This window comes from Candidatus Hinthialibacter antarcticus, from assembly GCA_030765645.1.
Lineage (GTDB): Bacteria > Hinthialibacterota > Hinthialibacteria > Hinthialibacterales > Hinthialibacteraceae > Hinthialibacter > Hinthialibacter antarcticus.
In genome coordinates, this window is record JAVCCE010000032.1 from 1 (window position 1) to 12,851 (window position 12,851).

The window sequence follows — 12,851 nt, forward strand, 5'->3', positions numbered from 1 at the left end:
AAAAGCCCCGCTTGGCCTGGACGGTAGTAATCGCCGCCGTTAACGTCGTCTTGCCGTGGTCAACGTGACCAATCGTGCCCACGTTTACGTGCGGCTTCGTCCGTTCAAACTTTTCCCTCGCCATGGTAAAACCCTCCGACTTTGGCGTACGAAATTTAAGGTGACGCCCAATTTCAATTAGGCGCACACAAAGGGACATCGCTGGCGTCGTTTAACTTCACGGCCGCCGCTGCGAGTCCGCTAGTCTAAGCTATATATCAGGTCTTCTTTATCGGTTCGTTCTCGGGGAACCAATTAAAAACCCATACCTGCGACGAGTTGTTGCTGCACCAATTTGGGAGCCTCTTCGTAATGGGACAATTGCATCGTGTAGGTTGCACGTCCCTGGGAAAGTGAACGAAGGCTCGTCGCGTATCCGAACATTTCTGACAATGGAACCTCACCCTTGATGACTTGCGAGCCGCCGCGTTGCTCAATGCCCGACGTACGGCCTCGCCTTGAGTTAAGGTTCCCAAGAATGTCACCCATACATTCTTCCGGGGTGACAATCTCGATTTCCATAATCGGCTCCATCAACACAGGCCCGGCTTTTTCAACTGCCTGCCGGAAGGCGATGGATGCTGCGATCTGGAAGGCCAGGTCATTAGAGGTCGCTTGATCGTACGAGCCTCCTACTAGCCGCGCTCCTAAATCTAGCATAGGAAAGCCAATTAAAATACCACTTTGTAGGTTCTCTATCAAGCCCTGCTTAACGGATTCTGCAAAGTTTTTTGGAATTACATCATCTGTAACTTCATTAATGAATTCAAACCCCTGATCGCGCTCACGGGGATACACTTCTAAGATGACATGGCCGAACATATTTTTGCCAGCCTGTTGGCGTTCATAGCGCTCTTCCGCGCGGCTTTTTTTAGTAATCGTCTCGCGATAGGCGACTTGCGGCTTGCCGACATTCGCCTGTACGCCATATTCACGCAATATTCGATCTATGATAATTTCGAGGTGTAATTCGCCCATGCCCGACAAAATGGTCTGCCCGGTTTCTTCATCAATTTTCACATGGAAGGTCGGGTCTTCTTCCATCATTTTTTCAAGAGCGAATGCTAATTTATCTTGATCGGCGACCGTTTTCGGTTCGACAGCGACGGCAATGACCGGGTCAGGATACGAAAGGTTTTCAAGAAGGATCGGGTGATTCAGATCACATAGCGTATCGCCCGTCGTCGTAAAGTTCACTGGCGCACACGCAATGTCGCCCACTGTCACTTCGCTAATTTCTTCTTTTTTATTGGCGTGCATCCGCAACAGACGCCCAATTTTTTCTTTTTTGCCTTTTGCGGCGTTCAGAACAGCCTTGCCCGCCTGGGCCTTGCCGGAATAGACGCGAAAAAACGCCATCCGCCCGTGAGAGTCGGACGTGATTTTAAACGCCAGCGCAGAAAACGGCTCATTAATATCCGGCTTGCGCGTTTCTTCTTTTTCCGTATTCGGATGAATGCCTTTCACCGGCGGAATATCCAGCGGTGACGGCAGATAATCAATGACCGCATCCAACATCAACTGGATGCCTTTATTCTTCAATGCGGAGCCGCACATTACCGGTACCAATTCGCTTGAAACGGTCGCTTTGCGAATTGCCCTACGAATGGCGGCGGGGTCAATGTCATCGCCTTCTAAAAACGCGTGCATGATATCGTCGTCATAATCGGCGATGGCTTCAATCATGTGATTGCGGGCTTCTTCAGCGGCGTTTTGTAATTCATCAGGAATCTGACAGTCAGAAAACGCCGTACCGTAATCATCGGCGCCTTCTTCCCAGGTGCGCGCTTTCATTTCGATTAAATCAATGACGCCCTGGAAATTTGATTCCGCGCCGATGGGGATTTGGATTGGCAACGGCTTGGCGCCTAAACGGTTGGTCATTTCATCGACAACGCGCTCAAACTCCGCGCCAGTACGGTCCATTTTATTAATAAATGCAATTCGTGGGACATGATAGCGGTCAGCCTGGCGCCAAACGGTTTCAGACTGCGGCTCGACGCCGCCCACCGCGCAAAAGACGACGACAGCGCCATCGAGTACGCGCAAGGAGCGCTCGACCTCAATGGTGAAGTCAACGTGCCCCGGCGTGTCAATAATATTTATCTGGTGATTGTTCCACTGGCAGTAGGTCGCAGCGGAGGTGATGGTAATTCCCCGCTCTTTTTCCTGCTCCATCCAGTCCATTTCAGCGGCGCCGTCATGGACTTCGCCAATCTTGTGCGTACGCCCCGCGTAATACAGGACGCGCTCAGTGGTGGTCGTCTTGCCCGCGTCGATGTGGGCAGCGATTCCAATGTTGCGGATTATGGAGAGGTCGTTTTTTTTAGCGCACACAATAATTGTCTATCCAGGCTGAATAAAATTTATTTTTGGACTTGAAAACGCCGAGGCCCAAATGAGCCTCGGCGAGATTGACAAACTTTACATGCAAGTGATTTGTCCCGCGCTGGTTGCGCGACAGACTACCAGCGGTAGTGGGCAAACGCCTTGTTGGCTTCCGCCATGCGGTGAGTGTCTTGTTTCTTTTTAATCGCAGTGCCCTGGTTTTGAGAGGCATCGAGCAATTCACCCGCCAATTTGGCGCGCATGTTCCGTTCACCACGTGAACGGGCAGCAGCAACCAACCAGCGGATCGCCAAGGTTTGTTGGCGCGTCGAGCGAACTTCGACTGGCACCTGATAGGTAGCGCCACCGACGCGACGAGAGCGAACCTCTAATGTCGGCTTCACATTATCAACCGCAGATTGAAACATTTCAATCGGGTCTTTGTCCGCTTTTTTCTTGATTTCTTCCAAAGCGCCATAGAAGACATGTTCAGCCAGCGAACGCTTGCCGTCCAACATGATTCCATTGATGAACTTGCTCACCAACACGTTTTTGTAAACGGGGTCGGGAGCGACTTTTCGTAGATCCGCACGCGATTTTCTTGACATTTTACTTTATCTCTCCAAGAACTCTTTCAAGTCTCTTATCTATAACGATTTTATGATTATTCTTTTGGACGTTTGGAACCATACTTGGAACGTCCGCGCCGACGGGAGTCTACGCCAATGGTTTCCAACACGCCGCGAATGACGTGATAGCGAACCGAAGGCAAATCTTTCACACGACCGCCGCGAATCAGCACAATGGAGTGCTCTTGAAGGTTATGGCCTTCGCCGGGAATGTACGCATTCACTTCAATGCCGTTGGTCAAACGAACGCGAGCAACTTTGCGCAGCGCTGAATTCGGCTTTTTGGGGCTCATGGTCCACACGCGAGTGCAAACGCCGCGTTTTTGCGGGCAGCCTTTCATCGCCGGGGCTTTGGATTTTTTGGTTTTTGTCTTGCGTCCCTTTTTGATCAGCTGATTGATCGTCGGCATAATAATTCCTTATGTCTTATATATTCTTGTGTCTATAAAAGTTGTTTTTATCCACAAATTGAGCCCCGATCATGCACTTTATTCGCATTAGGGGCGCAAGTGGAAAAGAATAAGAGCGATGAGGCCTATCGTCAAGCCTCACCGCCCGTATTTGTCACTCGAATCAAACGTGAGCCTTCACACGGTCCCGGCTTAAAATCTCGTTGTAATACTTTGCATGATACCCCCAGCCGGTGCCTGCTGGAATCAAGTGGCCCATGATTACGTTTTCTTTCAAGCCCAAAAGGTGGTCGATCTTGCTGCTGATCGCGGCTTGAGTCAGTACCCGCGTGGTTTCCTGGAAGGAAGCCGCCGAGATAAATGATTCCGTATTCAAGGAGGCTTTGGTGATGCCCAAAAGCCTCGGTTTGAACTGGGCCGGTTTACCACCCTGTTGCATGACCTTTTCGTTTTCCTGGCTCACTTGATAGCGGTCGATATCTTCATCCAGTAAGAAACTACTATCGCCGGAGTCAGTGATGGTTACCTTGCGGAATTGTTGGCGGACAATGACTTCGATGTGCTTATCATTGATGCCAACGCCCTGCAAACGATAGACTTCCTGCACTTCATTGATGAGATACATCTGCGTTGCGCGTTCACCCATGACTTCGAGATATTCGTGAGGGTCAATGGAACCATCAACCAGTTTGTCGCCAGTTGAAATCCAATCGCCGTCACGAACAATCACGTGCTTGCCAGCGTCGATTTCATGAGCACTGAGCACTGAGCCGTCTTTATCGGTAATCAAGATAATACGCGTACCGCGACGGCGTTTTTTGCCGATCTTATCTTCGATTTGCTCAGCCAGTTCTTCCAGTTCATCCGGCATTGGGATTTTCACCCAGCCGTCGACTTTCGTAATAATGGCCAAGTCGCGTTGTTTCGGACGACGCGCTTCGAAGAGTTCTTCAACACGGGGCAAACCACCGGTCACGTCGCGGGATTTAAAGGTTTCTTTTGGAATTTTGGCCAGAATATCGCCAGGGCTGATCTCATCGCCGTCGTTCACAACAATATGCGCGCCGGAAGGCAAGGAGTGGTATTCAGGCTGCTTGCCGCGTTTTTTGATGATTAGCGATGGGTGCTTGTCTTCGCGGTGCTCCATAACAATCATCTGCGATGACGCGCCGCCTTCTGGACGCTGACGGCGCATGGTGACGCCTTCAATGATCTGTTCAAAATGCGCGACGCCTTCCATGGAAGCGATTTCCGCCTTGAAGTACGGGTCCCAACGCGAAATTACGTTGCACTCGTCTTTCTTACCAGACGTACGGAAGAAGGACGTTCCGCGCCGCTCGACTTCTTCGCCGGCGGCGACAAAGATCGTTGCGCCCAATGAAATGCCGCCTTCCAACTGACGGAACCGGTCCGCGAGTTGTTCGGTGTGGGCGAGAATCATCCCACTGAGAACATCTGCGCCGTCTTCAACGGTAATGATTGATCCCGGCGGCAAGGTGTATTCGTCAATGACGTCTTCATTTCGGTCAACAACGCAAATACGAGGAGGTCTGCCGCTCGTATAATCGCTGATAATTGATTTCAGGTTATTGGTAACGGGGTCCAACACGCGGCGAATGGTCACGCCTTCAACGATGTCCGCAAAGCGAATTTTGCCTTCAGTGCGGGCAATCGTCGGCGTGATGTGATACGCCAATGGCTGCCCTGCTTTGACCGATTCGCCGTCTTTAATCTGTAAGCGGTGACCCGGTTGCAGATTGTACAATTCAGCCGCTCCACCTTTGGAGACTTCAACCTGTCCATCAAAGAAACCGCGCGGGACGACCAACTCATCGCCGTCTTTTTCCAGGTCTTTTGTGGTGATGTTTTTGAACTGTGCTTTACCGTCAATGTGAGTAACGACAGGCACCTGCAGCGGGTTCCATTCGGCGATCATATCTCCAGGAGTAACCCGGTCGCCGTCACTGAAGCGCAATACGGCTCCCTGAGGAATGTTCGGGAAAGACGCAATTTCTTTTCCACGCGTGTTCACAAGCATAATGGTACCGCCGCCGCGAACTACGCAGAATTTCTTGCCCATCGGAATGGTTTCTAATTTACTGAACTTAATCAACGGTTCGCTTCGACTCAGACCGTCAGGACATGTGATGCTAGACCGTAACAAGATCGGACGACCGATGTTGTTGACCGCAATCAGGTCTTTCTTACGGTTTTCGACTAAGTTTAAATTGATGTATTTGATAACGCCTGATTCACCGTTGCGAAGACCGCCCACGCCGTCATCGTTATGGCGCATACGGATTTCGGATTCTTCCAGAATACGGCTTGTCGTACCACCGATGTGGAAGGTACGCAGCGTTAACTGCGTTCCCGGCTCGCCGATGGATTGCGCTGCGATAATCCCAGTCGCTTCACCGATGCGGACGGGGCTGCGTCGCGACAAATCGCGTCCATAGCATTTGGCGCAAACGCCGCGCGGCGATTCGCACGCCACCACGGAACGAATATAGACGTTTTCCAAACCGCAACGACCAATCATAGAAGCAGCGGTTTCATCGACTTCTTCGCCCTGCGCCACGATCACGTTACCGTTGAGCGGATTGATAATATCTTCCGCCGCCGTACGGCCCAACACGCGATCTTCCAGCGATTCCATTTCCTGGTCGCCTTCTTTAATTGAAGCGACATCCAACCCGGCCAAGGTGCCGCAGTCGGGTTCCGTGATAATTACGTCTTGGGCGACATCAATCAGGCGGCGCGTCAGGTAGCCCGCCTCCGCCGTCTTGAGCGCCGTATCAGCCAGACCCTTACGGGCGCCGTGCGTAGAAATAAAGTATTCCAACACGGTGAGGCCTTCTTTAAAGTTCGATTCAATGGGGGATTCGATGATTTCACCGATACCACCCGTCAGTTTTTTCATTGGCTTCGACATCAAACCGCGCATACCCGCCAACTGGCGAATCTGTTGTTTTGAACCACGAGCGCCGGAGTCAGCCATGATATAAATGGGGTTGAAGCCCTGATTGTCGGTCTTCAACTCATTCATCATTTCTTCCGCGACTTTTTCCGTGGTTTCAATCCAACGGTCAATCACTTTGTTATAGCGTTCGATATCGGTGATCGCGCCTTTTTCAAACTGATCAAGAATGATTTGGACTTCGCCGCGCGCGGCGTCGAGCAATTCATTTTTGCGTTTGGGAACCACCATGTCAGTCAAGCCGATGGAGATGCCGCCGACCTTGGCGTAGTGATATCCTAAGTTCTTGAGATCATCCAAAAATTTCGCGCACCGCTGTTTTCCACATTTTTTGTAGCAATCCAAAACCAATGCGGCCAACGATTTTTTATTGAAGATTTTGTTCGCAAAGCGAAGTTCTTCAGGCAGAATGTCATTAAAGATAATGCGGCCCGCTGTGGTACGAAGGCGGATGCCTTTAATACGGACTTCGATTTCATCCTGCAAACCAATGATGCCGTGATCGTAAGCGATCAACGCTTCACGTTCATCGGTATAGCGCTTCGGTTCCGAACCATTGATTGCATTCCGAACTTTCGTTACGAAATAGCACCCCAGAACGATATCCTGGCTGGGCGTCGCGATTGGCATACCGCTGGCAGGCCCTAAAATGTTGTGCATCGCCAGCATCGAGTCGCGACACTCCTGTTGCGCTTCTTGTGAAAGAGGAACGTGTACCGCCATCTGATCGCCGTCAAAGTCAGCGTTAAACGCCGTACAGGTTAGGGGGTGAAGACGAATCGCCTTCCCTTCAACCAGTTTGGGCTGAAACGCTTGCATACCCATCCGGTGAAGAGTCGGGGCGCGGTTCAGAATGACCGGGTGGTCCCGGATGACTTCTTCCAAGACGTCAAACACTTCCGGGTCGCCGCGCTCAATTTTGCGCTTGGCGCTGCGGATGGTGGTCACTTCGTCCAGTTCTTCTAACCGGCGAATGATAAATGGTTCAAAGAGTTCGAGCGCCATTTGCTTGGGCAACCCGCACTCGTTGTATTTCAAATCAGGGCCGCAAACGATAACAGAACGGCCGGAATAATCGACGCGCTTTCCGAGAAGGTTCTGGCGGAAGCGGCCTTGCTTGCCTTTCAGCATATCGCTAAGCGACTTGAGCGGACGGTTGTTGGAGCCTTTAACGGGGCGACCGCGACGACCATTGTCCAGCAACGCATCGACTGCTTCCTGCAGCATGCGTTTTTCATTGCGGATAATGACTTCCGGCGCGCGCACTTCTTTCAAGCGGCGCAAACGGTTGTTGCGGTTAATCACGCGACGATAGAGGTCATTCAAGTCAGACGTCGCGAAGCGCCCGCCGTCCAATGGAACCAAAGGACGCAAGTCAGGCGGTATTACGGGTAATACTTCCATGACCATCCATTCGGGACGGTTGCTGCTATGTTTGAAATCGCCGATGACTTTCAGGCGTTTGATGCATCGTTTCACTTTTTGTTTCGACTTGCCTTCACGGATGACCTTACGCATTTCTTCCGTCATGGATTCCAAGTCGAGATTTTGCAAAATTTCCTGAATCGCTTCCGCGCCCATGCCAACGCGGAAATCGCTGCCGTACTCTTCGCGCATCCGCAAGTATTCGCGCTCACTGAGAACGTCCATATAGGTGAGTTCAGCGCTGCCCGGATCGAGAACGATATATTCTTCGTAATAGAGAACGCGTTCCAGCGTCTTGATGGAGAGATCTAAAAGCAAGGCCAAAATGCTGGGCACGCCTTTTGAAAACCAAATATGCGCAACCGGCATTTCAAGTTCAATGTGTCCCAGGCGGGTACGGCGTACGCGGGATTGAGTCACTTCAACGCCGCAACGGTCGCAAACGACGCCGCGATGTTTAATGCCTTTGAACTTGCCGCAAGAGCATTCATAGTCGCGGGTCGGACCGAAAATGCGCTCGCAGAACAAACCGTCATTTTTCGGTTTGTATGTTTTGTAGTCGATGGTTTCAGGGTTTTTCACTTCCCCATACGACCAACCGCGAATTTGGTCCGGTGAGGTCAAACTGATCCGAATAGAGCGGACCCGGTTGATGTCACGGATTTCATCTTCACGGCGTTTTGATGCTGGCGTTTGTAACGATTTCCACATAGGAGCGTACTCCTTAATTAGTATCTGGTTTTGCGTTCGACGGAACGGTTACTTCGTTTCAGTTAACAATGCTTTTTCAGGCCGTTTTTCTGGCCTGGATTCACCCGGTTCACCGGCTCCGCCCTCTTCTTCCACCAATTCGATGCCGAGCGCGAGACTCTGCAATTCTTTGATGAGAACGTAGAACGATTCGGGAATTCCCGGCGCTCTCGCGTTCTTGCCTTTGACGATTGCTTCATAGATGCGGTTACGGCCTATGATGTCATCTGACTTCACCGTCAGCAGTTCCTGCAAGGTATGCGCGGCGCCGTATGCTTCGAGCGCCCACACTTCCATCTCGCCCAAACGCTGACCGCCGAATTGCGCCTTACCGCCCAATGGCTGTTGTGTGACCAGTGAATAGGGGCCAATCGAACGGGCGTGAATTTTATCATCGACCAAGTGGTTCAATTTCAACATATAGATGATGCCGACAGTGACCTGCTCAGCGAACGGCTCGCCAGTGCGTCCATCAAAGACCACGCTCTTACCCGTTTCGGGCAGACCGGCTTCTTTCAGGAGATCAAAAACGTCCGATTCTTTTGCGCCGTCAAAGACAGGCGTGGCAATGTGAAAGCCCAGTTTATGGATCGCCCATCCAAGGTGCGTCTCAAAAATCTGCCCGACGTTCATTCGGGACGGAACACCCAACGGATTCAACGTAATATCGACCGGAGTACCGTCTGCAAGGTGAGGCATGTCTTCAACCGGAACGACGCGCGAGATGACGCCCTTGTTTCCGTGACGACCCGCCATCTTGTCGCCAATAGAAAGGCGTTTCTTTTTGGCAATATATACTTTGACCATTTTGAGTACGCCAGGAGACAGGTTGTCGCCGGTTTTGATGTACTCAACTTGCTTTTCGTACTGTTGCTGAATCTCTTCCATGTCAGCGCGGTATTTCATGCGCAAATGGTCGAGTACGGGATCATCGGGAATGCTCAAATCACGGATATCCAAGTCGCCCAATTTATTGAGATCGTTCTTGGTTACCTTTTTGCCTTGCGACAAGAGAATTTCGCCCGTTAGAGGGTTCACGATGTCGCTGGCCAATTCACGACCAACTAGCGCCCGCTCGGAACGCTCGATCCATTCGGCGTCAATGGCTTCGGTTTTCTTTTCACGGTCAGCCAACAATCGCTTGATGGCGCGTTCGTCTTCCGTACGGCTGCGCCCGCCGCGCATCTTGCGAGCGAACACTTTGACGTCAACAACAATGCCCTTGGTTCCAGGCGACGCCTTGAGCGAAATATCTTTTACGTCTTCCGCCCGCTTACCAAAGATGGCGCGCAGCAGCTTTTCGACGTTTGAGGTTTGCACTTTGCCCTTGGGCGAAATCTTACCAACAAGAATGTCGCCGGGGCTAACGGGAGCGCCGATGCGGATCACACCGTTTTCATCCAGGTTGCGTAATGCTTCTTCGCCAACATTGGGGATGTCGCGGGTGATTTCTTCTTCGCCCAATTTAGTGTCGCGCGCTTCGACTTTGAATTCTTCGACGTGAACGCTGGTAAAAACGTCTTCTTTAATCAAGCGCTCGCTAACAACGATCGCGTCTTCGAAGTTCGCGCCTTCCCATGACATGAAAGCGACCAGGACGTTCTTGCCGAGAGCGATTTCGCCTTTGTCGGTCGCAGGGCCATCAGCGATAACCCAACCCGCGTCAACATGGATACCTGCACGGACAATCGGCTTTTGGTTCACGCAAGTATTCTGGTTGGAACGCATAAACTTCGACAAAACGTATTCGTCTATGTCGTTCTCGTGTTCAGGATCATCCGGCCGAACCACAATGCGTTCGGCGGAAACATATTCCACATTGCCGGAGCGTTTCGCGACCACAACAACGCCGGAGTCTTTCGCGGCTTTGTATTCGACGCCAGTACCAACAAGCGGCGCTTCGGGACGCAAAAGAGGAACCGCTTGGCGCTGCATGTTTGAACCCATGAGTGCGCGGTTGGCATCATCGTGTTCTAAAAATGGAATCAACGCGGACGAAATAGAAACCAACTGTTTCGGCGAAACGTCCATGTAGTGAATCTGGTCAGGAGAAACGCGAGGGAAGTTGCCGCGATAGCGCGTCAACACCGTCTCGTTGATGAACTTGCCCTTACCGTCAATCGGCGCGTTGGCCTGAGCGATGATCGAATTGTCTTCATCATCGGCGGAAAGGTATTCAATTTCTTTTGAAGCAATGCCGTTCTTCACTTTACGGTAAGGCGTTTCAATGAAACCAAATTCATTGACCCGCGCATAAGTAGAAAGACTTGAAATCAGACCGATGTTCGGGCCTTCCGGGGTTTCAATCGGACAAACGCGACCATAGTGGGTGTGGTGAACGTCGCGCACTTCAAATCCGGCGCGTTCACGATTCAGGCCGCCTGGTCCCAACGCCGACAAACGGCGCTTGTGGGTCAACTCAGACAGCGGGTTGACTTGATCGAGAAACTGCGACAACTGGCTGCGCCCAAAGAAATCGGCGATGGCTGTTGTGATTGGCTTCGCGTTAATCAAGTTACGGGGCATCACGTTTTCGATGTCAAGAATGCCCATCTTTTCGCGAATGGTGCGTTCCATGCGGGCCAAACCAACGCGCACTTGATTTTCTAACAATTCGCCGATGGTGCGGACGCGACGGTTGCCCAAGTGATCAATATCATCCGAGGCCGCCTCGCCGCGATACACGGAGAGCATATAGCGAACCACGCCGATGATATCTTCAACGGTCAGGGTCACGTCTTCGATTGGAATATCAACGCCCAATTTTTTATTGAGACGATAGCGGCCCACGCGGGAGAGATCATAACGGCGCTCTTTGGTAAACAAGTTCTCAAAAAGCATGATCGCGTTTTTGGCTGCGGGCGGCTCGCCGGGACGCAAGGTTTGATAAATTTCACCCAGCGCCGACTCTTTGTCTGAAGTATTATCTTTAAGGATCGTGTTTCGAATAATATTAAAATCGCGCGAATCGCCTTCAACCAACCAAATCGAACCGGCTTTCATTTCGACCAATTTATCGAAAACAGCGTCGGTGATTTCCGTACCCGCTTCAACGAGAACGGAATTGGTTTCGGGGTCAACGTAATCACGACCGACGACCTTGCCCACTAACGTATTTCGGCTGCGGGAAGTCACCTTGGCTTCGCGTTGCTTGACGAATAAATTCATAATGTCTTCGTCGGTTTCATACCCAAATGCGCGAAGCAATACCGAAGCAGGCAACTTTCGGCGACGATCAATGATAACGGACAAAACGTCATTGAGGTCGTTTTCAAATTCCAGCCAAGCGCCCCGATTGGGAATTATGCTCGCTTTAATCAAGCGCTGACCGCTGTGGTGAGACTCGACATTAAAGGTCGCGCCTGGAGAACGGTGCAACTGGCTGACTACAACGCGCTCGGCGCCGTTAATGACGAACGTTCCCCGCTCGGTCATCAAAGGAATCTCGCCAAGATAAATTTCTTCTTCGCGAATATCGACAATCTGAGGCTCGGAATCTTTGTCTTCGGCCTGCTTGACCACCAAACGCACCTTGATGCGCAACGGCGCAGCGTAGGTCATTCCACGGTCAATACACTCCATCACGGAGTACTTGGGGCGCCCCAACGTATAGTTAACAAACTCCAACATTGAGCCGTCGCGGCCTTTGACCGGGAAAATGGAACCAAACGCCTGTTGCATTCCAACATCTTTGCGGCGATCAGGCAGTTCCTGGCCTTGCAGAAACAACGCATACGACTGTTGCTGCGTTTCGATTAAGTCGGGAATTTCGATGACGTCCTGAATCTTGGCGAAGCTGCGTCGTTCGCGCCATGGACAATCGTTTACGGCTTTCGTCATGAGCGTCTCCTCAGATCAAGAGGTTTTCCGTACCATTGTTATTCGTGTTAATATCTTTGGTGGTTGCCTTCCGCGTACCTGACACATATACAGGCTGGTTCACAAAAACGGTCTCCATGAGGGAGGCCGCCCACGCGGAACACGTAAAGCCGGCAATCTATTCTGCCGGCGGTGCTTCCTGGTTAGGCGGGGTTCAAATTCGTACGAACATTGCAATAACGCAAAAATCCCCGTCTTGAAGACGAGGTTATCCCCTTCATTCATTCTCGATATCCGTACGTTCATCGCGCGCTTTTTTTGGTGAGTGGTTCTTGGTTCACAGGGTCTCTTTACTAGAAAACGAATCAAGTGAGAAAAGATAACCCTATGCGTCAATGATGTCAAGGGCATCTATCAGATTTTTTATCATAATATCCAAATCACAGTTGACCCTGCCAGTTTATGGGGCTTATA

The 12,851-nt window shown here is 51.2% G+C and carries 6 protein-coding genes; all 6 read right to left on the reverse strand.

Going from position 1 to position 12,851, the window contains the following annotated elements; all coding sequences use genetic code 11:
• Positions 1 to 124 (reverse strand): GTP-binding protein (locus tag P9L94_08340; protein ID MDP8244073.1); only part of this gene is annotated, 124 nt, incomplete at its 3' end.
• Between the two features lie 170 nt (positions 125 to 294).
• Positions 295 to 2,376 carry an elongation factor G gene (gene fusA / locus P9L94_08345; protein ID MDP8244074.1) on the reverse strand — a complete coding sequence of 694 codons (2,082 nt, stop codon included), beginning with the start codon at positions 2,374 to 2,376 and terminating at the stop codon, positions 295 to 297.
• Between the two features lie 128 nt (positions 2,377 to 2,504).
• Positions 2,505 to 2,975, reverse strand: coding sequence for a 30S ribosomal protein S7 (rpsG, locus tag P9L94_08350; protein MDP8244075.1), 471 nt, complete (start codon positions 2,973 to 2,975; stop codon positions 2,505 to 2,507).
• Positions 2,976 to 3,031: 56 nt separating this feature from the next.
• Entirely contained in the window at positions 3,032 to 3,406 is a 375-nt protein-coding gene (gene rpsL, locus P9L94_08355; GenBank protein ID MDP8244076.1) for a 30S ribosomal protein S12, read from the reverse strand.
• Positions 3,407 to 3,569: 163 nt separating this feature from the next.
• The gene (rpoC, locus tag P9L94_08360) at positions 3,570 to 8,519 is read right to left on the reverse strand and encodes a DNA-directed RNA polymerase subunit beta' (GenBank protein ID MDP8244077.1); all 4,950 of its coding nucleotides are present in this window, start codon (positions 8,517 to 8,519) and stop codon (positions 3,570 to 3,572) included.
• Positions 8,520 to 8,567: 48 nt separating this feature from the next.
• Positions 8,568 to 12,398 (reverse strand): DNA-directed RNA polymerase subunit beta, encoded by a 3,831-nt coding sequence (gene rpoB / locus P9L94_08365; GenBank protein ID MDP8244078.1) that lies wholly within the window; start codon positions 12,396 to 12,398, stop codon positions 8,568 to 8,570.
• Between the last annotated feature and the right edge of the window lie 453 nt (positions 12,399 to 12,851).